Origin of the sequence: Aestuariivirga sp. (assembly GCF_020252395.1) — a bacterium.
GTDB lineage: Bacteria > Pseudomonadota > Alphaproteobacteria > Rhizobiales > Aestuariivirgaceae > Aestuariivirga.
Map to the genome: position 1 here is coordinate 48959 of NZ_JADCDB010000021.1, position 19339 is coordinate 68297.

Annotated in this window: 24 protein-coding genes; 10 read left to right on the plus strand and 14 right to left on the minus strand. The window is 65.8% G+C overall.

Annotation, left to right across the window (positions count from 1 at the left end; genetic code table 11):
* Positions 1–34: 34 nt before the first annotated feature.
* The 3 genes from IOC82_RS10845 to IOC82_RS10855 all read right to left on the minus strand — a co-directional run bounded on the left by IOC82_RS10845 (position 35) and on the right by IOC82_RS10855 (position 1316).
* A complete protein-coding gene (locus IOC82_RS10845; RefSeq protein WP_290546207.1) occupies positions 35–238 on the minus strand; it encodes a hypothetical protein in 204 nt (67 codons plus the stop codon).
* Between the two features lie 66 nt (positions 239–304).
* Positions 305–640, minus strand: a complete 336-nt coding sequence (locus tag IOC82_RS10850; RefSeq protein WP_290546208.1) for a DUF1491 family protein — start codon at positions 638–640, stop codon at positions 305–307.
* A 4-nt stretch (positions 641–644) separates the two neighbouring features.
* Positions 645–1316 carry a peptidoglycan-binding domain-containing protein gene (locus IOC82_RS10855; RefSeq protein WP_290546209.1) on the minus strand — a complete coding sequence of 224 codons (672 nt, stop codon included), beginning with the start codon at positions 1314–1316 and terminating at the stop codon, positions 645–647.
* 191 nt (positions 1317–1507) lie between these two features.
* Here IOC82_RS10855 and IOC82_RS10860 point away from each other — a divergent pair, with 191 nt between their 5' ends.
* Both IOC82_RS10860 and IOC82_RS10865 read left to right on the plus strand, forming a co-directional pair.
* Entirely contained in the window at positions 1508–1924 is a 417-nt protein-coding gene (locus IOC82_RS10860; protein ID WP_290546210.1) for a DUF5330 domain-containing protein, read from the plus strand.
* Between the two features lie 56 nt (positions 1925–1980).
* Positions 1981–2403 (plus strand): SufE family protein, encoded by a 423-nt coding sequence (locus IOC82_RS10865; RefSeq protein ID WP_290546211.1) that lies wholly within the window; start codon positions 1981–1983, stop codon positions 2401–2403.
* Here IOC82_RS10865 and IOC82_RS10870 read toward each other — a convergent pair.
* The 4 genes from IOC82_RS10870 to IOC82_RS10885 all read right to left on the minus strand — a co-directional run bounded on the left by IOC82_RS10870 (position 2394) and on the right by IOC82_RS10885 (position 5353).
* A complete protein-coding gene (locus IOC82_RS10870) occupies positions 2394–2936 on the minus strand; it encodes a DUF6456 domain-containing protein (RefSeq protein ID WP_290546212.1) in 543 nt (180 codons plus the stop codon). The two genes, IOC82_RS10865 and IOC82_RS10870, sit on opposite strands and share 10 nt — an antisense overlap.
* A gap of 122 nt (positions 2937–3058) precedes the next feature.
* Positions 3059–3556 carry a PAS domain-containing protein gene (locus IOC82_RS10875; RefSeq protein WP_290546213.1) on the minus strand — a complete coding sequence of 166 codons (498 nt, stop codon included), beginning with the start codon at positions 3554–3556 and terminating at the stop codon, positions 3059–3061.
* A gap of 109 nt (positions 3557–3665) precedes the next feature.
* On the minus strand, positions 3666–4073 hold the full coding sequence (locus tag IOC82_RS10880) for a MucR family transcriptional regulator (protein WP_290546214.1): 408 nt from the start codon (positions 4071–4073) through the stop codon (positions 3666–3668).
* A gap of 35 nt (positions 4074–4108) precedes the next feature.
* Positions 4109–5353: a DUF2336 domain-containing protein gene (locus tag IOC82_RS10885; RefSeq protein WP_290546215.1), complete on the minus strand. Its 1245-nt coding sequence runs from the start codon at positions 5351–5353 to the stop codon at positions 4109–4111.
* A gap of 190 nt (positions 5354–5543) precedes the next feature.
* Between IOC82_RS10885 and msrB the strand changes: the two genes are divergently transcribed.
* The 5 genes from msrB to IOC82_RS10910 all read left to right on the plus strand — a co-directional run bounded on the left by msrB (position 5544) and on the right by IOC82_RS10910 (position 10368).
* Positions 5544–5945 (plus strand): peptide-methionine (R)-S-oxide reductase MsrB, encoded by a 402-nt coding sequence (msrB, locus tag IOC82_RS10890; RefSeq protein ID WP_290546216.1) that lies wholly within the window; start codon positions 5544–5546, stop codon positions 5943–5945.
* A gap of 2 nt (positions 5946–5947) precedes the next feature.
* Complete coding sequence (locus IOC82_RS10895) at positions 5948–8035, plus strand: S9 family peptidase (protein ID WP_290546217.1); 2088 nt, start codon at positions 5948–5950, stop codon at positions 8033–8035.
* A 60-nt stretch (positions 8036–8095) separates the two neighbouring features.
* The gene (locus IOC82_RS10900) at positions 8096–8647 is read left to right on the plus strand and encodes a hydrolase (RefSeq protein ID WP_290546218.1); all 552 of its coding nucleotides are present in this window, start codon (positions 8096–8098) and stop codon (positions 8645–8647) included.
* Between the two features lie 81 nt (positions 8648–8728).
* Entirely contained in the window at positions 8729–9907 is a 1179-nt protein-coding gene (locus IOC82_RS10905) for an acyl-CoA dehydrogenase (protein ID WP_290546219.1), read from the plus strand.
* On the plus strand, positions 9904–10368 hold the full coding sequence (locus tag IOC82_RS10910; protein ID WP_290546220.1) for a GNAT family N-acetyltransferase: 465 nt from the start codon (positions 9904–9906) through the stop codon (positions 10366–10368). Before IOC82_RS10905 ends, IOC82_RS10910 begins: the two co-directional genes overlap by 4 nt.
* Here IOC82_RS10910 and IOC82_RS10915 read toward each other — a convergent pair.
* Genes IOC82_RS10915 through oiaX form a run of 3 tightly spaced genes read right to left on the minus strand, consistent with a single transcriptional unit; the run spans position 10343 to position 13798 of the window.
* Positions 10343–11212 carry a phosphoenolpyruvate hydrolase family protein gene (locus IOC82_RS10915; protein WP_290546221.1) on the minus strand — a complete coding sequence of 290 codons (870 nt, stop codon included), beginning with the start codon at positions 11210–11212 and terminating at the stop codon, positions 10343–10345. The two genes, IOC82_RS10910 and IOC82_RS10915, sit on opposite strands and share 26 nt — an antisense overlap.
* A 25-nt stretch (positions 11213–11237) precedes the next feature.
* A complete protein-coding gene (locus IOC82_RS10920) occupies positions 11238–12548 on the minus strand; it encodes a four-carbon acid sugar kinase family protein (protein ID WP_290546222.1) in 1311 nt (436 codons plus the stop codon).
* Positions 12548–13798, minus strand: coding sequence for a 3-oxo-isoapionate-4-phosphate decarboxylase OiaX (oiaX, locus tag IOC82_RS10925; protein WP_290546223.1), 1251 nt, complete (start codon positions 13796–13798; stop codon positions 12548–12550). The genes IOC82_RS10920 and oiaX overlap by 1 nt, the downstream gene beginning before the upstream one ends.
* Before the next feature lie 75 nt (positions 13799–13873).
* Here oiaX and IOC82_RS10930 point away from each other — a divergent pair, with 75 nt between their 5' ends.
* Complete coding sequence (locus tag IOC82_RS10930; protein ID WP_290546224.1) at positions 13874–14584, plus strand: transcriptional regulator NanR; 711 nt, start codon at positions 13874–13876, stop codon at positions 14582–14584.
* 112 nt (positions 14585–14696) lie between these two features.
* Here IOC82_RS10930 and IOC82_RS10935 read toward each other — a convergent pair whose 3' ends face one another.
* Together IOC82_RS10935 and IOC82_RS10940 are read right to left on the minus strand one after the other, a co-directional pair.
* Positions 14697–15527, minus strand: coding sequence for a 3-keto-5-aminohexanoate cleavage protein (locus IOC82_RS10935; RefSeq protein ID WP_290546225.1), 831 nt, complete (start codon positions 15525–15527; stop codon positions 14697–14699).
* Between the two features lie 14 nt (positions 15528–15541).
* Complete coding sequence (locus tag IOC82_RS10940) at positions 15542–16345, minus strand: aldo/keto reductase (RefSeq protein WP_290546226.1); 804 nt, start codon at positions 16343–16345, stop codon at positions 15542–15544.
* 198 nt (positions 16346–16543) lie between these two features.
* On the opposite strand from IOC82_RS10940, the gene otnI reads away from it, so the two are divergent.
* Together otnI and IOC82_RS10950 are read left to right on the plus strand one after the other, a co-directional pair.
* Complete coding sequence (gene otnI, locus IOC82_RS10945; RefSeq protein ID WP_290546227.1) at positions 16544–17311, plus strand: 2-oxo-tetronate isomerase; 768 nt, start codon at positions 16544–16546, stop codon at positions 17309–17311.
* Complete coding sequence (locus IOC82_RS10950; protein ID WP_290546228.1) at positions 17304–18083, plus strand: DNA-formamidopyrimidine glycosylase family protein; 780 nt, start codon at positions 17304–17306, stop codon at positions 18081–18083. The genes otnI and IOC82_RS10950 overlap by 8 nt, the downstream gene beginning before the upstream one ends.
* On the opposite strand, the gene IOC82_RS10955 is transcribed toward IOC82_RS10950, so the two are convergent.
* Complete coding sequence (locus IOC82_RS10955; RefSeq protein ID WP_290546229.1) at positions 18080–18508, minus strand: BLUF domain-containing protein; 429 nt, start codon at positions 18506–18508, stop codon at positions 18080–18082. The two genes, IOC82_RS10950 and IOC82_RS10955, sit on opposite strands and share 4 nt — an antisense overlap.
* Before the next feature lie 8 nt (positions 18509–18516).
* Entirely contained in the window at positions 18517–19230 is a 714-nt protein-coding gene (gene folE, locus IOC82_RS10960) for a GTP cyclohydrolase I (protein ID WP_290546230.1), read from the minus strand.
* Positions 19231–19339: the final 109 nt, after the last annotated feature.

The following is a 19339-nucleotide window of genomic DNA, read 5'->3' on the forward strand; positions in this document are numbered from 1 at the left end:
AGAACATGAGGAAGGCCATTGGCCCGGGAGTCCTTCACCTGAAATCGATGTCCATCCGAGCATTGGACACGTGTCCCGAGCGCGCCGGCGGCAGGCGTTCCGCGAGGTCGTAAATGCGCTCGACGCGCACGCCGGTGAAGATCAGCACCTCCGCACTCACGCCCGCGGCGCCGCCGCGCGGCGGGCGCACCCGGTCCAGCGGGAAGTCGATGATGGCGGCTGTTCGACGGGCTTGCATGACGTGGGCCTTCGCGTTGCGGACTACTCCATGCGCCCAAACTTGCGCAACATGGTTAACAAGCTGTTAAGCGCATGGCTCAAGTCCCGCCATGCCCTTGCGGTCCTCCACCTCGACGATCCACAGGTCGGGATCGAAGCGCATGCGGCGTTGCAGCAGCGCCATGGCGTCGGCCGCCGACCGCGGCGGCGCGATCTCCGCGATGAAGCGCCGCTCGCCCGCTTCGTCACAGGCCTCGCCCGGTGCGGGCCCCAGCATGTGGCATGTGCCGTCGAGATGGTTGACGATGACATGCACGGCGCCTGCTTCCTCGGCGCCCTTCTTCACCACGGCGCCGAAGATGCCCTGCACCATGCAGCGCCGGAGGAAGGCGGACACCCAGATCGCGGATTTGAGGCGCAACGCGCTACTGCGCCGCCGCGCCGGAACCGGCCTCGGCCTGGCCGCTCACCTTGGCGAGTTCGGCGATGAGCCCGTCGCTCACCTCGCCGGTTTGGTTGAGCCCGTGGTCGCGCTGGAAGGCGATGATCGCATCGCGCGTTTCGCGCGTCAGCTCGCCGTTGATGGCGCCGGGGCTATAGGCGAGATCGGCAAGCCCCGTCTGCACGCGGCGGATGGCGGCGCGCTGCTCGGCGCCGGGCGCCGCCGTCACCGTGCCGGTGAACAGCGAGGCCTCGGAGACCTCGCGGGTGAAGCGGATGTGCTCGGCCAGGCCGCCCGACGGCTGGCCGTTGGCCTCCAGGCCCATGGCCTGCTGATAGGCAGCGATGGCCTGCCGCGTCTTGCGGCCATTCACGCCGTCGACGGGGCCCTTGTAGTAGCCCGCCGACAGCAGCTCGCGCTGCACGGCCTCGACCACGGGATCGAACTTCAGCTGAATGGTGCGTCCGCCCGAAGGCACGATGTCACCAGCCGCATCCGTGGCGGGATCGATGGCAGCCTGCGCGGCGCGGCCCGGGGCGTTCTGCCCGAACAGCGCATTGCCCGCGATGGCGGCAGACATGACGGCGGTCAGGCTCCAGGCGGCGAGCGGCACGATCCTCACTCTGCGGCCCTGCTTTTCCACCATCTCACGCATGACGCCGGCCCGACTTCACTTTTGATCCTGCTTGTTCCCGCGGACACCGAACTTGCACCAAGCGAGGTTAACGCGGCCTTTCCGGCGCCGGCATGACGGAACAGCCTTTAACCCCAAATAAGCCCAGTTCTTTCAACCGCGGTCAATATTCCGGTAGTAAGGCATCGAAAACGCTGGAGAACGGGCCGGGGATGCGGGTCTTCCGAACGATTATCTTACTGGCGGCGGCGGGGCTGTTGCTGCCCTCGCCGCCGGAAGAACTGGCAAAGGGCCCCGATCCCGATCAGCCCTCCACCATCGACATGCTGAGCTCGGCCGGATCGGCAGCCTCCGATGCCTGGTCCTTCTGCAGCCGCCAGCCCGATGTCTGCGCGATGGCCGGCTATATGGGCTCCAAGCTGGAGGGCAAGCTGCTCTATTCCGCCTCGCTGCTGTGGGGCTGGGCCTGGGACGGCGGCAAAGGCCACCCGCAGCTCTCGGGCCCCTCTGCCGCGATCACGGTCGAGGGTGATTTTCCGCCGCCGTCCGGCGCTGCCACCGATGGCCAGTCGACGCTGGGTCTCGACGATCTCGTGCCACCATGGCGGGGGCCCGCGAAAGAAGGTTGAGCTTCCGTCCCCCGCGGCCTATCTCAGGTTCCTTGCAACTGGGAAAGTCCGAAGCCTTGACCGCCATCGATGACCTTCTCGCCGACTTCGACGTCATGGACGACTGGGAGGACCGCTATCGCCATGTGATCGAACTCGGCCGCGAACTTGCTCCCTTGCCCGACACCGACCGCAGCGCGGAGAACAAGGTCAAGGGCTGCGCCAGCCAGGTGTGGATCACCTCCGCCGTCAGCGGCGCCAAGGACGATCCCGTCCTCGCCTTCCGGGGCGACAGCGATGCGCTGATCGTCAAGGGTCTCATCGCCATCGCCTTCATGATCTATTCCGGCAAGCCGGCGCGCCAGATTCTCGCCATCGATGCGGGCGAGGTCCTGGGCAGGCTGGGCCTTTCCGGCCACCTGACCCAGCAACGCTCCAACGGCTTCGCCTCGATGATCCAGCGCATCAAGTCCGATGCCCAGGCCGCCCTTCACGGCTGACGGCCTCCATTGAGCGACGGCTTGTAACCGTCGAGCCCCCATCCGGTAATGCCGTCGCGCCGCACCGCCTCCGCCAGTCCATAGTGGCGGGCGAGCGCGCTGAGGGCGAGGCCCAGCACGGCGCGGCCGCTGCGGGCGGGAAGTTGCAGCACGCGCTCCGCCTGCTCGATGCCGGCCGAAAGACAGCACACCTGCGCAAGGATCGAGGCGAGCTCCGGGCCCACGCTGTCGATTGCCTCGTGATAGCGCCGGCGGGCGGCCATGGCTTCGTCGCTCACGTCGGCGGCGACATTGCCGCCGCGGCTTGCCGCACCGGCGAGGTCCCAGTTCAGCGTAGTGCGCCGGGCCAGCAGGGCGCGCTCGAAATCGGCGCGCAGCCGCTCTCCCGCGAGGAATTGCGCCTCCGAAATCAGCGGCTTGCCGTCCTTGCCGCGGCGCGCGCGCAGCCAGGTAAGCGGGCTTTCGGCATCGTTGAACAGCGGGGCGGCGGCGGATGTTTCACGGATTTCGCGGGTTTCACGGGTCTCAGGCATGGCGGCTTCCTCCTCACAACGGCCTCAATATGGAGGAGAACAAAATAGGAATCAATACCCGCTTTGATTGATTTCCTATGTGCTTGAATTCCCACGCACTCGCGCCGCCGCAGGGGCCGGAATCAGCCCGCGCTGGCCTGGCGCTGCTCGTCCTCGAGGCCGGAGAGGAAGTAATCGATGCCGAGGATCATGCGGATGCCCGCCCCGCCGGGCGAGGCCAGCGGCAGGCGCACCCAGTACTGCACCAGGTGCTCCTTGTTCACCCGGGGTCCGCGCACGATGCCCTGAGTGGGCTTGCCGTCAACCGCGGTGTGCCGGTAGGCCGTCATCCAGTAGTCGCGCTTGGGCCCGAGGTCGAGATCGTCGATGCGCAGGCCGGTGATCTCGCGGTCGAACACGTCGCGCAGCCTGGTGCCCGCGAGACGCACGCGGGACGTTTCGAGCGAGGGGCCGATGTCGATCAGGCTGATATAAGGCAGCAGCCGAGGAATGTCGGCGGGGTTGATGTCGGCGCGGGTGGGAAGCGTTCCCCGCCCGGCGCGCGACAGCCAGTAGTCATAAAGCTGGCGCTGTTCGGACACCACCAACTGTGCCCTGAACGCGATGTTGACCGAACCCATTGCCGCCGCCGCCCCTTGCGAATCGATGCCCCGTCCAAACGACTCGTTTATGAATCGTGAACGTCCGATCCGCAAGAGTCGGGCTGAATAAAATCTTCGGGCTTGCGATTCAGCGCGCTTTTTTGCGTTGGCCGAGCCCCATGGTCTTGGCGAGCTTGGAGCGGGAGGTGGCGTAGTTCGGCGCCACCATGGGATAATCCGCCGGCAGGTGCCACTTCTCGCGGTACTGCTCGGGCGTGAGGTTGAAGTGGGTGCGCAAATGTCGCTTCAGCGACTTGAACTTCTTGCCGTCCTCGAGGCAGACGAGATAGTCCGGCGTGATGGACTTCTTGATGCTCACCGGGGGCTTGACTTCATTGGGGCCGTCCCTGTGCGGCGCCGGTCCCGCCGCCTGTTCCAGCGCCTTGTGAACCTCGGTGATGAGCTTCGGCAGGTCCGCCTGCTCGACCGCGTTGCGCCCGACATAGGCCGCCACGATCTGCGACGCGAGTTCGATGAGCGTGGGCTTGGTGTCCATCTGCGGCGGTTTTCCCTTTGTGAGCCACCCCCTGTTTAGGAGAGCGGCGCGGCTTCAACAAGGCCCGGCCCGCCCGCCGCCGCATAGGGCCCGGCTTTGCGGACGAACCAGTCCCAATAGACCAGAAGCACGCGCGCCTTGGTGAAGGACAGCGAGTCGAACACCGCCTTCAAATCTTCCGGCGGCCGGTCCTCGCGCAGCGGACCGCCGGACAGCCGCAGCCGGTCGAGCACGCCGTCGCAATTCGCGCGGCTGAGGCCGAGCGCCTTCAGCAGCACCACCAGCGCCTCGCCCTCTTCATCCGCGAGGATGCGCCCCGCGGTTTCCGCCGCCACCCCGGCGAGCCTGGCGAGGGCGACGGCCGCATCACCGGGCTGGCCGGCGAAAAACGGTTCGAGCGCCGCATCGACATCGGCCTTCGCCGGCATGCCTGCGGCTCCGCCCTCGCCCGCCGACAGCGCGATCGCCAGCAGACGCGAGAGCGTGGAGGAATCCGACAGGAAGCGCGCAATGATCACCCGGCGCAGCTCCGGCGGCAGCCGCCACAAGAGGTCGAGCGCCACCGCCAGCGGCAGATCGGCGCGCAGCGCCAGCGGCGCCTGCAGGGCCGGGTGCTCGGCCGCCATCTGCGACAGGCGGAAGAAGGACTCGAACGACAGTTCGGCGCCCGGGTTGCGCAGCAGCGCCAGCAGGCTCAGCAGGTCGCCCGATTGCACCAGGCGGGCGGCCACGGCGGGCGGAACGCTGCGCCGCCGCGCCAGCAGCCGCATCCGGTCCGAATCGGCTTTGCGGCTGGCCTCGAGCAGTTCCTGCGCGCCGAGATGTGGCGCCCGCTCCAGCATCACACCGCCGACTTCGGGGCGCGGATCGCCCAGCAGGCGGGAGACGAGCAGCGGCGGGGGCCGATCCATCGCCGCGATGCGCTCCGCCAGCATGGCGACCTCGCCGGCGGAGAGGCGCGGCAGCAGCAGCAGCAGCGTATCTCCCGCCATGCTGCGCTCCTGCGGCGGCAGGTCGGTGGCGCCCCACATGATGTCGAGCACTGCGGAGGCCGCCTCGCCCGGTTCGGGCAGTGCGGGGGCAGGCGGCGGCGCAGGAGCTTGCGGCGCCGCAACGGGCTGCGGCTCCGCCGTGGATTGCGAGGGCGGCTCCGCGGCAGATTGCGGGGGCGGCTCCGGCGGCGCGGTGCGGCGCAGCCTGGCCGTGAGCAGCCGGAACGACTGCACCGATCCGCGGGGCGGGGGCAGTTCTCCGGCAGGCATGGGCTCGTCTGGCGGCATCTTGTCCACGTCCTGCAGCAAGCACAGGGACGGCTGAGGATTTGATTAAAATCTAACTGTCCGGATTGTACCGGGGGCGGGCACGGCGCGCCATGCTTAACGCAACCTTTCACAAGATTGCCAATCGCCCGGCAGCGCTTCACATTTTGCCGCCAATCCTCCACATTGGGGTCAGAAAGCGAGCCCCGGGATGAGAAAGATCGAAAAAACCGATGCAGAATGGCAGGAAGCCCTCTCACCCGAGGCCTACCGCGTGCTGCGCGGGCACGGCACCGAGCGGGCGGGAACCAGCCCCTTGAATTCCGAGAAGCGCAAGGGCGTGTTCGCCTGCGGGGGCTGCGGCAAGCCGCTGTTTTCCTCCGGCGCCAAATATGAGTCTGGCACCGGCTGGCCCAGCTTCTGGGCGCCGATCGGCCCGGATGCGGTGGAAACCTCCGAGGACCGGTCCTGGTTCATGCGCCGCACCGAGGTGCATTGCGCCGATTGCGGCGGTCACCTGGGCCACGTCTTCCCCGACGGGCCGAAGCCCACGGGGCTGCGCTATTGCATGAACGGCGTGGCGATGAGCTTCGAGCCGGACGAGAAGGCCTGATAATGACCAATATCCCGAAGCCGCCGCGGGCGGAGAAGCGCCCGCGCGTCGAAACGTGGCATGGCTACGAGAAGCGCGACGACTATCACTGGCTTAAAGCGCCGAACTGGCAGGAGGTGATGCATGATCCCTCCATGCTGCCGGCCGAAATCCGCGCCTTCCTCGAAGGCGAGAACGCCTATCACGAGGCCGTCATGGCCGATACCGTGGCGCTGCAGGAAAAGCTGTTCGCCGAGCTCAAGGGCCGCATCAAGGAGGATGACTCCTCCGTGCCTGCCCCCGACGGCGCATGGGACTATTATTCGAGCTACGTCACCGGCGGCCAGCACCCGCGCTATTGCCGCAAGCCCCGCGGCCAGGATGGGCCGGAGCAAGTGCTGCTTGACGGCAATGAACTCGCCGGGGGCCGCAGCTATTTCCGCTTCGGCGGCATCGACCTCTCGCCTGACCAGACCCTCATCGCCTGGTCCTTCGACGGCAATGGCTCCGAGTTCTACGAGCTTCACGTGCGCGATGCTGCGACGGGCGCCGAGCACAAGGACGTTCTCGAAAACACCGCGGGCGAGGCGACATGGGCCGACGACGGCAAAAGCTTCTTCTACACGCTGCTGGACGATAACCACCGCCCGCTGAAGACCTTCCGCCATGTTCTGGGTACGGAGCAGTCGGCCGACCAACTGATCTACGGGGAAAAGGACACCGGCAAGTTCACCGGCGTGGGCAAGACCAATTCGGAAAAGTGGATCACCATCGACATCCACGACCATGACACCTCCGAGATCTGGCTGATCGACGCCGGGAAGCCAGACGACAAGCCGCGCCTCGTGGCGCCCCGCGTCGAAGGCATCGAATATCACATCGAGCACCGGGGCGGCCAGTTCATCATCCGCACCAACGAAGGCGGTGCTGAGGACTACAAGCTCGTCACTGCGCCTGTTTCCGATCCACGCAAGGAGAACTGGCGGGACCTGATCCCGCACCGGCCCGGCATCTTCATCGTCAGCTACATCGTGCTGAAGGACTGGCTGATCCGCATGGAGCGCGAGAACGCGCTGCCGCGGATCGTGGTGCGCAACATGGAGTCGGGCGAAGAACACGCCATCGCCTTTGACGAGGAAGCCTATTCGCTGGGCTTCGGCGAGATGCGCGAGTTCGACACTGGCACGCTGCGCTTCACCTATTCCTCGCCAACGACCCCCACCCAGGTCTTCGACTATGACATGCGGAGCCGCAGCCGCGTGCTGCGGAAGACACAAGAGGTGCCGAGCGGCCATGACCCGTCGCAATACATCACCCGCCGCCTGATGGCGCCGGCCCATGACGGCGAGACGATTCCGGTGACGCTGCTCTATCGCAAGGACGCGAAGATCGACGGCTCCGCGCCCGTCTGGCTCTATGGCTATGGCTCCTACGGCATTTCCATGCCGGCCGGCTTCAACGCCAACATCCTCTCCCTGGTGAACCGCGGCTTTATCTATGCCACCGCCCACATCCGCGGCGGGCAGGAGAAGGGCCGCCGCTGGTACAAGACCGGCAAGATGGAGATGAAGCAAAACACCTTCCGCGATTTCATCTCGGTGGCCGAATTCCTCATCAAGGAGGGCTTCACGCGCAAGGGCAACGTCGTGGCGCAGGGCGGCTCGGCCGGCGGCATGCTGATGGGTGCGGTGGCCAACATGGCGCCGGAGCTGTTCCGCGGCATCATCGCGGAGGTCCCCTTCGTCGACGTGCTCACCACCATGCTCGACGACACGCTGCCGCTGACGCCTCCTGAATGGCCCGAGTGGGGAAACCCCATCGAATCGAAGCAGGCCTACGAGAACATCATGGCATATTCTCCTTACGACCGGGTGGAGGCCAAGGCCTATCCGAACATCCTCGCGGTCGGCGGCCTCACCGACCCGCGCGTCACCTATTGGGAGCCGGCCAAATGGGTGGCAAAACTCCGTGAACTGAAGACCGATGACAACCTGCTCCTGCTCAAGACCAATATGGGGGCAGGCCACGGCGGCGCTTCCGGCCGCTTCGACCGGCTGAAGGAAGTCGCTTTCGTTTATGCCTTTGGCCTCAAGGTGGCGGGGCTGGTTTGACGAAGTTTGCCTCCCCCTTATGGGGAGGGGAAATACAACGGACAGATGAGGAAACGCCCAATGCTCGCCGAAGCCAGCAAATCCACCCTTCTCCTCGTTGACATGCAGGAGCGCCTGCTGCCCGCCATGACGGGGGGAGCGGAAGCGGAGGCGCGCTGCGCCATCTTGCTCAAGGCGGCGCAGGCGCTTGCCGTGCCCGTCACGGTCTCCGAGCAGTATCCCAAAGGCCTTGGCCGCACCGTGCCAGGCCTCGCGGCCGAACTGGGCAATGCGCCGGTCTTCGAGAAGACCGCTTTCTCCTGCTGGCGCGACCAGGGGCTGAAGGACCACATGATCGAGCACTACGAGGCCGGGCGCCCGCTTGTCATCCTGGCCGGCATCGAGGCCCATGTCTGCGTCATGCAGACCGCCGCGGACCTCTCGGCCGCGGGTTTCGGCGTGATGGCGGTGGCGGATGCCATGGCGTCCCGCAGCCCCTCCTCCCACGCCCTGGCGCTGGAGCGCATGCACCAGCACGGGGTGCAGGTGGTGAACACCGAAATGGTGGTGTTCGAGCTGCTGGGCCGGGCCGGGACGGCGGAATTCAAGGCGCTCTCGGCACTTGTGCGCTGAGCGCCAAGAACCCGGTCATTTCGCCGAATTGACAATTCGGCCCGCCGTTGCTCATTAGACGCTGATCCAAGGGAGTTTGTTATGGCCACCGCCGAATTCAACTGGGAAGACCCGCTCGACCTCGAATCCCAGCTTACCGACGAAGAACGCATGATCCGCGACGCTGCCCGCGCCTTCGCGCAGGATAAGCTGTTGCCGCGCGTCAAATCCGCCTTCCGAGAGGAGCGCTTCGACCGCGAGATCATGAACGAGATGGGCGAGATGGGCTTCCTCGGCGTCATGACCTCCACCGGCTTCGGCGGCTCCGGCCTGGGCTACGTCGCCTACGGTCTCGTGGCGCGCGAAGTCGAGCGCGTCGACTCCGGTTACCGCTCCGCCATGAGTGTCCAGAACTCGCTCGTCATGCACCCGATCGAGGCCTATGGCGCCGATGCGCAGAAGAAGAAATACCTCCCCAAGCTCGCCACCGGCGAATGGGTGGGCTGCTTCGGCCTGACCGAGCCCGATGCCGGATCCGACCCCGGCGGCATGAAGACCCGCGCCAGAAAGGTCGGCGGCGGCTATGTGCTGAATGGCGCCAAGATGTGGATTTCCAACTCGCCCATCGCCGACGTGGCCGTGGTGTGGGGCAAGACCGAAGACGGCGTGATCCGCGGCTTCATCGTGGAGCGCGGCATGAAGGGCTTCTCCACCCCCACCATCGAAGGCAAGATTTCGCTGCGCGCCTCGATCACCGGCGAGATCGTGCTCGACAATGTGGAAGTGCCGGACGCCAACCTGCTGCCCAATGCCAAGGGCCTGGGCGGCCCCTTCGGCTGCCTCAACAAGGCACGCTATGGCATCGCCTGGGGCGTCATGGGTGCGGCGGAAGACTGCTGGCGCCGCGCACGGCAATACACGCTCGACCGCAAGCAGTTCGGCAAGCCGCTGGCCGCCACGCAGCTGGTGCAGAAGAAGCTCGCCGACATGCAGACCGAAATCGCCTTGGGCCTTCAGGGTTGCATGGCGCTTGGCCGCGGCCTCGAGCGCGGCACGGTGGCGCCGCCCGCGATCTCGCTGATGAAGCGCAACAATTGCGGCAAGGCGCTGGACATCGCCCGCATGGCGCGCGACATGCACGGCGGCAATGGCATCTCGGAAGAATATCACATCATGCGCCACATGGTGAACCTCGAGACGGTGAACACCTATGAGGGCACGCATGACGTTCATGCCCTGATCCTGGGCCGCGCCCAGACCGGCCTCCAGGCCTTCCAGTGACCAGAGCCGTCATTACCATCGCCGACCCGGCGCACCCGCCTGTTCGCGCGATGGTGGAGCAACTCGATGCCTATCTCGTGCCGCTCTATCCGGCCGGGTCGAACCACCTCCTGGACATCGAGACGTTGCGCCAGCCCGAGATGCGCTTTTTCGCCGCGCATCGTGGCGACGAGGTCATCGCCATCGGCGGCTGCTGGCTGCATGACGACTATGCCGAGGTGAAGCGCATCTACGTGACGCCCTCGGCGCGCGGGCTGGGTCTCGCCAAGCTGATGATGCAGCGGATCGAGGAAGAAACCCTCGCCTGCGGCCGCCTGCTGGCGCGATTGGAAACGGGTATCCACCAGCCGGAGTCGCTGGGGCTTTATCGCCGGCTTGGTTACGTCGATCGCGGCGCCTTCGGAGATTATCCGGCGGATGACCCGAACAGCGTGTTCATGGAGAAAATTCTCTCCCCTTAGCTGCGTCACCCGGGGGGAACTTCAGCCCCTTGAAGGCCTTCGTCTGTTCCACCAGCGCCACTTCCGCTGGCAGCCTCTCCATGGACGATGCCCCGTAGAAGCCGTGGCAGTTCTTCGTGTTGCTCAGGATGAACTGCGCATCTGCCGGCATGGAGACGGGGCCTCCATGGACGATGATGATAACGTCCTTGTTCACTTTCAGCGCGGCCTCCGCCCACTCGTCCACCAGCGCGGGGCATCCGGCAAGCTTCAGCGCCGTCTGGGAACCGATGGAGCCGCCAGTGGTAAGGCCCAGATGGCAGACGATCATGTCCGCCCCGGCCCTGGCCATCGCCTCTGCCTCGCCAGCGTTGAACACGTAAGGCGTCGTCAGCATGTCTTTGGAGCGGGCGAGCCTGATCAGGTCCACCTCGAGGCCATAGGACATGCCGGTCTCTTCGAGATTGGCGCGGAACACGCCGTCGATGAGGCCCACGGTGGGGAAGTTCTGGATACCGGAAAAGCCCATAGCCTTGAGCTGATCGAGGAAGGGATCGAAAAGGCAGAAGGGATCCGTGCCGTTGACGCCCGCCAGCACCGGCGTGCGCTTCGTCACCGGCAGCACTTCGCGCGCCATATCCATGACGATCTCGTTGGCATTGCCATAGGCGAGAATGCCGGACAGCGAGCCGCGGCCTGCCATGCGGTAGCGCCCGGAGTTATAGATGACGATGAGGTCGATGCCCCCCTCTTCTTCGCACTTGGCGGAGAGGCCGGTTCCCGCCCCGCCGCCCACAATGGGGATTCGGCGGCGCTTCATATCCTGGAACTTGTCCACCAGCTCTTTGCGGTCGAAGCGCGGCACGTCAATTCCTCCCGTTTTTCGATGACTATGATGCAAGCCCGTCGCGCAGCGCAACGAAGTAATCGCCGCCGCCCAATTGGCCGCCCTTCATGGCGATCTCGATGCCATCGAGCCGGGCGTCGGAGCTGGCCGCGGTGCAGAGCGGTGAACCGGGCGTTGCAAGCAGCGGAAAGCGGGTGGTGAGAGCCAAGATGTCGAGCTCGCCCAAGGCGTGGCTCGACGTGTCGCCGCCAGCAAGAATGGCGCGGCGGAGCCCGAATTCCTCGATGCAGGCGCGCGCGATGCGGCCCAGCCCCTGCCCCACGCGGTGGCGGCCGCCGGGAATGGCATCGAGCGCCCCGCCGCGATCGCTCTCGGGATCGAGTGCCGTATAGACCAGCACGCTGCGCCCCTCGCCCATCAGGCGCTTGGCTTCAGACGAGAGATGCGCAACGGCGGCATCCGGCATGCGCGCGAGGTCGAGCGGGTCGGCATGGAGGCCGGTGAATCCGTGGGCCAGCGCGTGGCGGATCTGCCGTGCGGTGGTGGGCGAGCAGCTTCCCGAAACGGCAATGGTGCGCTCGACCCTGGGCAGCGCGGGGAAGCTGGCGGTGCCGGGAATTTCGCCCGCCGCCGCCAGCGCCTTCACCAGCGCATAGTTGACGCCCGACGAGCCCGCGATGAAGGGGCCGACGCGGCCTGACATGCGCAGCACCTGGCGGCCCACCTCAAGCTGCGTTGCCTTGTCGAAGACGTCGAAGAGCACGATGCCCTTGGCTGCATCGATCACCTGATCGACAGTTGGGTCATTCAGGGCATTGGCCGGCACGAGGTCGACGGGCAGCTGCGTCTGCCGCGCGAGGTGAAGCCTCAGGTCCGCCTCGTCCATGGGCGTCACCGGATGGCGGCTCATCACCGGGTGGCGGTCGATGCGGTAGACCTGTCCCTGATAGCCGGCGAAGAGATGGCCGAAGGCCGTGTAGCGCCTGAGCTGCGGGGCGCCGACGACGAGCGGCGTCACTTGCTGGCGGAAGACCCGCCGCCCGATCTCGATGGCGCGCCCGATGTTGCCGGCATGCGGCGCCGAGTCGAAGGTGGAGCAGACCTTGTAATGGCAGAAGCGCGCGCCGAGCTGCTGGAGCCAGATGAAGTGCCGCGGCAGGTTTTCGTCCATCCACTCCGGCGTCTGGCTGCGGCTGGTGCCGGCGATGCCCACCGCGTCGACGCCCGCGAAGCGCGCCTGCTCTTGCAGTGTCGGAATGCGGGTGAACAGCACTGTCTTCACGCCGTGCAGCGCCAGAGACTCCATGACATCGGTGGAGCCGGTGAAGTCGTCACCGTAATAGGAAAGGAACATCAGCCGGCTTTCCGGTCACCGAAGAAGGCAAGCGACTGTGCAAGTTCCGTGTGGTCCTTTGCATAAGTCTCGAGCGGAATGCCGGCCACCGCCGCTTCCCAGGCTTGGCTTACCGCGCGCGCACCGGCGGCGGGGCCGGACGGATGGCTGACGATGCCGCCGCCACAGAGATAGAGCAGATCCACCGTCTTTCCTGTGCGCTCGTAAGTCTCCGGCGCCTGGCCGCCCCATTGGCCGGAACCGGCCACGGGCAGCGGGCAATCGGCCTCGGAAAACAGCGGTTGCCTGAGCGCCTTGAACGAGGCGGCGAAACTTTCATCCGGTTCCCAGTACTTGACCTTGATGCCGTTGATCTGGAACTGGTCGACGCCGAGCAAGCGCCAGAATTGCTGGTAGACGGCGAAGTCCATGCCGATGCCGGGATGGCGCGTGAGCAGATCCCAACCGTTGCGGTGGGCATGCAGAACAAGGCCGGAGCGCTTGCGCAGGAAGCTCATGCCGCCGAAGCCAACAGAGTTGATGTTGATGACGGCGCAATTGCCGCCGTGCTTCAGCACGAGATCGTGGTTCCTCATCATCACGTCCGGGTCGGCATGGCTGATGCCGAAGGCATACATGACTTTCTTGCCGGCCTTCTGCTCATGGTCAAGGATCAGCGGCATGATCGCCTTCACGCGCTCCGAGAGCGGCGAATAGGACGGGCTCGCCAGCTTCTCGTCGTCCTTGATGAAGTCGACGCCGGCCTCGATCAGCTCCTTCACGAGCGCGGCCGTCTCCGGCGGGCGGAGGCCCAGCGCGGGCTTGACGATGGTGCCGATGATCGGGCGGCCCTGAACCCCCGTCAGCCCGCGGCTGCCAGTTATGCCGAACTGCGGGCCGGGGTGCGCGCCCCGGAATTCCTGCGGCAGCTGCATGGCCGTGACCCGAATGCCGGTGAAGCCGCGGATCGACCAGACGCCGCCCATGGTGATGGTCATCAGGGCCGCGAGGTCAGTGCCGATGGCCGCGAAGGGGAAGTCGATATCCGCCTCGGCGCGGTTGAACGGGCCGGGACGATCCGATGGAAAGGAGGGCGTCTTTGTGGGCGGCAGGGGCCGCAACGCCACCATACGCGCCGCCACCCGCGCCTTCAGCTCTTCCGTCTCGCCCGGCACGGGGACGAAGGTGCCGGTCGACTGGTCGGCGGCGATCTTGGCCGCCAGCCTCTCCGGACTTCCATCCGTTTCGATAAGATAGGTGAGGCGGATCATGTGAGGCGGCACGTTGCGCATTGGTGAAGAACTGGTATGATGAGTTAAACTCAGGTCAAATTAGCAGCCAAAGCGATGGCGATGCAAACCGAGCGTATCACCCGCCGCAAATTGTCCGACGAGGTGCTGGAGCGCCTGCTGCGGCTGATTTCGAACGGAAACCTCAAGGCGGGCGACGCCATGCCGTCGGAGCGCGAGTTGATGGAGCGCTTCGGGGTGGGCCGGCCGGCAATCCGCGAGGCGATGCAGTCGCTGGCCAACATGGGGCTCGTGTCGATCAGCCATGGCGAGAGGGCGCGCGTTCAGGATCTCACCGCGCAGTCAATCATCCGCCAGGTGGACGTTTCGGCGCACCTCATGCTGCAACGGTCGCCGGATTCGCTCGAGCACCTGAAGCAGGCGCGGCTCTTTTTCGAGCGCGGCATGGTGCGGGAAGCGGCGGTGAAGGCGACGGCCGAAGACGTGGCGCGGCTGCGCGCCAACGTGGAGGAGCAGCGCGCGGCGCTCGGCAGGGCGGAGGCCTTCATGGAGGCCGACATGCGGCTTCACACACAGATCGCCGCCATCTCCGGCAACCCGATCTTCGTCTCGGTCAGCGAGGCGATGCTCGGCTGGCTCAAGGCCTATCACACGGAACTGCTGATCTGGTCCGGCAAGGAGAATTACACGCTGGCCGAGCACATGGTGATCGTCGACGCCATCGCGAAGGGTGACGCCGATGCCGCGGAGGCCGCGATGGTGCAGCATCTGCAGCGGTCCAGCGGTTTGTATGGGTTGAAGGGATAGGCGTTCCCAGTCCCCTCCAAACTCATCACACGCGGGCCTGACCCGCGTGTCTTTTTTGCCGGCAACCATCGGATGCCCGGGACGAGCCCGGGCGTGATGATGGAGTGGGAGACTAAGCTGGAGCCAAGCCCAATATCTCCCGCGCTTCGGCCGCACTCGCCGCGTGCCGCCCATATTCCGGGCACATCTTTGCCACGCGTGTCACCAGTTCGGCATTCGATGCCGCGAACCTGGTCTCGTCCCAGCGGATGTTGTCTTCCAATCCCGTGCGGCAGTGGCCGCCGCGTTCGAGGCACCAGCGGTTGACCTCGAGCTGGTGCTTGCCGATGCCGGCGGCCACCCAGGTTGCCTCGGGTGCGAGTCTCGTCACCTCGTCCACCATGAAGTCGAAGGCCTGGCGCACCACGGGCATGGCGTTCTTGACGCCCATGACGAACTGCACGTGCAGCGGCTTCCTGAGTACGCCCTCGTCCGCGAGGCGCAGGGCTTGATAGAGCATGGAGAGATCGAAAACCTCGATCTCCGGCTTGACGTTGTATTCCATCATCTTGCCTGCGAGCTCGCGGACCAGGTCCGGGTGGTTCTCGTAGATGATGGTGGGGAAGTTGCAGGAGCCCGTCGACAGCGAGGCCATGTCGCAGCCCAGATGCAGCATGCCGCCGCGCTCCGAGCCCTTGCCGGAGCGGCCGCCGGTGGAGAACTGCACGATCATGCCGGGGCAATGCTTGCGCAAGCCTTCGAGCAGCGCCGCGAAGCGGTCGGGGTCGGAGGTCGGCGTCTGGTCGTCCTTGCGCACATGCACATGCGCGATGCTGGCGCCCGCCTCGAAGGCAGCCTGTGTGGATTCCACCTGCTCGGCGATGGTGATGGGGACGGCCGGGTTATGCTCCTTGCGTGGAACGGAGCCGGTGATGGCGACGGTGATGATGCACGGCGTGGTCATGCCGCGAGCTTACGTCAATCCCAGCTCCGCATCCAAGAGGGATTGATGAGGCGAAGGTTGCGGCTGCCGAGCGCCGAGATAGCGTCCATCTCGTCCGGCGTGAGCGTGAACTCCGCGGCGCGCAGGTTGGAGGCGGCATTCCCGCGCTTTCGCGTCATGGGGATCGCCGCAACGCCCTGCTGTATGATCCAGCGCAGCACGATCTCGGAGGCCGGCCGCCGGTGGCGCGCGGCAATCTCCTGCACCACCTTCTCCTCCATGCACTTGCCGCGCGCCAGCGGGCTGTAGGCGGTGATCACCATGTTGAGCTCCCTCGCCGTGGCGAGCCATGCCGACTGGTCGAGCAGCGGGTGGAATTCGATCTGGTTGCAGATCAGCTTGCCGCCCGCCAGCGCTTGCGCGCGGCGCATCAGGCGCGGGCTGAAGTTGCTCACCCCCAACTGCTTCGCCATCGCGCGCTCGCCCGCGTGCAGCAGGCGCTCGACGGGACCGTCGATTTCACCATCCGCCGGCGGCCAGTGGATGAGCAGCAGGTCCGGCGCCGTGCCGAGCTTATCGACCGAACGCTTCACCGAGTCCGCGAAGCGGTCCGCGCCGAGGTTGGACGGATCGACCTTGGTGACGAGGAAGATGTCGCCGCGCGCGACACCCGAAGCGGCGATGCCGCGGCCAACCTGGGCTTCGTTGCCATACATCTGCGCCGTGTCGACGTGGCGGATACCCACCTCGAGCGCGGTGGCAACACAGCGTTCTGCCTCCGCGCCCGACAGCGGATAGGTGCCGAGGCCGATGGCCGGAATGCCGTTGAAGCGGTCCATGGTTATTCTCTCCCATAGGTCACATTCTGGTATAGCGCGCGGGCAAGGCCTGCAAGGGGAAGAACGGCCAAATCCGCGGCTGTTTGCGCCGGTGGCGGCGAGGGCTGGCGTTACACTTTCGCCGGCAGCGATTCCACTCGCTTGCACGGTGTTCTAAGGTCTACGCCAATCGCCTGTGAGTCGCAGCGGGGAACGCCCATGCCGAAATTTGCCGCCAATCTTTCGATGATGTTCACCGAATGGGACTTCCTCGACCGCTTCGCCGCCGCCGCGGACCATGGCTTCACCGCGGTCGAATTTCTGTTTCCCTATGCCTTTCGGCCAGAGGACATCGCGCGGCGGCTTGCGGCAGCGGGCCTCACCCAGGCGCTGTTCAACCTGCCGCCGGGCGACTGGGACAAGGGCGAGCGGGGCCTTGCCTGCAGGCCGGAGCGCGCGGCGGAATTCAGCGCTTCGCTGGAGAGGGCGATCCCCTATGCCAAGGCCACCGGCGTCAGGCGCCTGCACCTGATGAGCGGCCTTGGCGACCGCAACGACCCGCATGCGCTCGCGGCCTACAAGGCGGCGATCCGCCATGCCTGCGCCACCGTAGAACTGTTCGGCATCGACATTCTGATCGAGCCGATCAACGGGCGGGACATGCCAGGCTATTTCCTCAACGACTTCCCCTTCGCGGCCGCCCTCATCAGCAAACTGGCGTTGCCCAATCTAAAGCTCCAGTTCGACATCTATCATCGCCAGATCCTGCATGGCGACGTGACCGAGGGACTCGGCGCGCTATTGCCGGTCACCGGTCATGTGCAGGCCGCCTCGGTGCCGAAGCGCAACGAGCCCGGCACCGGCGAGCTGGACGATGCGCGGATCTTCCGCCACCTCGATCAGCTGGGATATGAAGGCTACGTGGGCTGCGAATACCGCCCCGCGGCGGGCACCGTGGAAGGGCTTGGCTGGTTCAGGAATGCCTGAGGGCCACACCATCCACCGCGCCGCGCGTGACCAGCGGCCGATGCTGGCGGGCAAGGTGCTTGACGTGTCTTCGCCGCAGGGCCGCTTCATGGAGGGCGCGGCGCAGCTCGATGGCCGGCGCTGCACCGCCATCGATGCCTATGGCAAGCACCTGCTCTACCGCTTCGGCGAATTGAGCCTGCACATTCACTTAGGCCTCTTCGGCCGCTTCCGCTGCGCCAAGCGCCCCGCGGCCGAACCGAAGGGCGAAGTGCGCGTGCGCATGATGAGCGACACGCATGTGGTTGACATCAACGGACCCAACAGCTGCGAGGTGATGGACCCCGCAGAGGCCGCAGCCCTGGTCCGGCGCATCGGGCCCGACGTGCTGCGGCCCGATGCCGATCCGGAGCGGGCGTGGCAACGCATCTCGCGCAGCCGCAGCTCGGTCGGGCAGCTCATCATGGACCAGTCGGTGATGGCGGGGATCGGCAACATCTATCGCAGCGAACTTCTTTGGCGCCAGAAGATCCACCCGGACTTGCCGGGCAATCGCCTGCCGCGCGAGGCCTTCGACCGCATCTGGGCCGATGCGGCGGACCTGCTGGCGCTGGGAGTCAGGACCAATGCCATCATCACGGTCGACGGCGCGAAGAAATCGAAGAGCCGCTATGGCGAGCGGGTGAACATCTTCGCCAAGAACGCCTGCCCTGCCTGCGCGGGCAAGATCACCGCTTTCGAGATTGCCGGGAGGCGCGCCTTCGCCTGCAAGCGCTGCCAGCCGAAGGCTTAGGTAACGCGCGTGCTGACGGCTGCGGTGGCGACCAGTTCGTCGAGCAGCGCCATGGTGGCGGAGCCGGAGCCGGCGAAGGGATCGAGCACGGCGCGCTCGCCATATTTCAGCAGCAGGCCGGGATTGACCTTGGAAAGGTCGACGTGGCCCATGGTCCAGTTGCAGAACTTGCGCTCGCGGATTTCCTCGAAAACCAGGAGCCGCACATGGGTGTGGCGGCCGTCGCGGACGATGGCGTTGTAAAGCTCGCACACCTCGTCGCGCCCGCCTTCCAGCACCTGAATGAAGACGTCGCCGCTGTAACAAAGGACTCCGGTGATACCGCTCGCCGGGTTGTGGCCGCGCGACTTTTCGAGGATGTCCTCCACCATGGAACCGGTGAGGCTCGTGGCGGCACGGCTGGCATAGACACAGCGAACGATCATCTGGGAATTCAGTCCTTGAGATTGACGAGGGCGAGGAATTCGCGGCGCAGCGAGGCGTTCTTGAGGAAGGCGCCACGCATCACGCTGTTGATCATCTTGGTGGCGTTGTCCTTCACGCCGCGCCAGTGCATGCAGAAATGGTCCGCCTCCATCACCACCGCGAGGCCATCGGGCGCCACCTTGCTCATCAGCAAGTCCGCCACCTGGGCGATCGCCTCTTCCTGGATCTGCGGACGCGACATGATCCATTCGGCGAGACGGGTGTATTTCGACAACCCGATGAGGTTCGAATGCTCGTTGGGCAGAAGCCCGATCCACAGCCGCCCCATGATCGGGCAGAAGTGATGGCTGCAGGCGCTTCTCACCGTGATGGGGCCAACGATCATCAGCTCGTTAAGATATTCGGCATTGGGGAACTCGGTGACAGGCGGCTGGCCCACGTAGCGGCCGCGGAACACCTCGTTCAGATACATCTTGGCGACGCGGCGCGCCGTGCCCTGCGTGTTGTGGTCGTGATCGACGTCGATGACCAGGCTTTCGAGCACGCCCTGCATCTTGCCCGCAACCTCGTCGAGCAGCGCCTCGAGTTCGCCGGGTTCGATGAAGGCGGAGATGTTGTCATTGGCGAAATAGCGCTTGTTGGCCTTTTCGACCCGGGCGCGGATCTTGGCGGAGACGGGCCCGGCCTGTCCGTCCTGCTGTGCCTTCGGCGGTTTGTCCATTGCCATCCGATCCATATGGGACTTCCGTGTTGTAGCAGGCCGTTCTGCCCGAGACAACCGAAGGCCATGATCAACCGGCACGCGCGGCGCGGGGCCGTGGACCAGTGGA

Excerpts from the sequence above, each read along its gene's own strand:
- IOC82_RS10845 (WP_290546207.1), bottom strand. The coding sequence starts at position 238 with ATGCAAGCCCGTCGAACAGCCGCCATCATCGACTTCCCGCTGGACCGG.
- IOC82_RS10855 (WP_290546209.1), bottom strand. The coding sequence starts at position 1,316 with ATGCGTGAGATGGTGGAAAAGCAGGGCCGCAGAGTGAGGATCGTGCCG.
- IOC82_RS10860 (WP_290546210.1), top strand. The coding sequence starts at position 1,508 with ATGCGGGTCTTCCGAACGATTATCTTACTGGCGGCGGCGGGGCTGTTG.
- IOC82_RS10870 (WP_290546212.1), bottom strand. The coding sequence starts at position 2,936 with ATGCCTGAGACCCGTGAAACCCGCGAAATCCGTGAAACATCCGCCGCC.
- IOC82_RS10875 (WP_290546213.1), bottom strand. The coding sequence starts at position 3,556 with ATGGGTTCGGTCAACATCGCGTTCAGGGCACAGTTGGTGGTGTCCGAA.
- IOC82_RS10880 (WP_290546214.1), bottom strand. The coding sequence starts at position 4,073 with ATGGACACCAAGCCCACGCTCATCGAACTCGCGTCGCAGATCGTGGCG.
- IOC82_RS10885 (WP_290546215.1), bottom strand. The coding sequence starts at position 5,353 with ATGCCGCCAGACGAGCCCATGCCTGCCGGAGAACTGCCCCCGCCCCGC.
- msrB (WP_290546216.1), top strand. The coding sequence starts at position 5,544 with ATGAGAAAGATCGAAAAAACCGATGCAGAATGGCAGGAAGCCCTCTCA.
- IOC82_RS10895 (WP_290546217.1), top strand. The coding sequence starts at position 5,948 with ATGACCAATATCCCGAAGCCGCCGCGGGCGGAGAAGCGCCCGCGCGTC.
- IOC82_RS10900 (WP_290546218.1), top strand. The coding sequence starts at position 8,096 with ATGCTCGCCGAAGCCAGCAAATCCACCCTTCTCCTCGTTGACATGCAG.
- IOC82_RS10905 (WP_290546219.1), top strand. The coding sequence starts at position 8,729 with ATGGCCACCGCCGAATTCAACTGGGAAGACCCGCTCGACCTCGAATCC.
- IOC82_RS10920 (WP_290546222.1), bottom strand. The coding sequence starts at position 12,548 with ATGTTCCTTTCCTATTACGGTGACGACTTCACCGGCTCCACCGATGTC.
- oiaX (WP_290546223.1), bottom strand. The coding sequence starts at position 13,798 with ATGATCCGCCTCACCTATCTTATCGAAACGGATGGAAGTCCGGAGAGG.
- IOC82_RS10930 (WP_290546224.1), top strand. The coding sequence starts at position 13,874 with ATGGCGATGCAAACCGAGCGTATCACCCGCCGCAAATTGTCCGACGAG.
- IOC82_RS10935 (WP_290546225.1), bottom strand. The coding sequence starts at position 15,527 with ATGACCACGCCGTGCATCATCACCGTCGCCATCACCGGCTCCGTTCCA.
- IOC82_RS10940 (WP_290546226.1), bottom strand. The coding sequence starts at position 16,345 with ATGGACCGCTTCAACGGCATTCCGGCCATCGGCCTCGGCACCTATCCG.
- otnI (WP_290546227.1), top strand. The coding sequence starts at position 16,544 with ATGCCGAAATTTGCCGCCAATCTTTCGATGATGTTCACCGAATGGGAC.
- IOC82_RS10950 (WP_290546228.1), top strand. The coding sequence starts at position 17,304 with ATGCCTGAGGGCCACACCATCCACCGCGCCGCGCGTGACCAGCGGCCG.
- IOC82_RS10955 (WP_290546229.1), bottom strand. The coding sequence starts at position 18,508 with ATGATCGTTCGCTGTGTCTATGCCAGCCGTGCCGCCACGAGCCTCACC.
- folE (WP_290546230.1), bottom strand. The coding sequence starts at position 19,230 with ATGGACAAACCGCCGAAGGCACAGCAGGACGGACAGGCCGGGCCCGTC.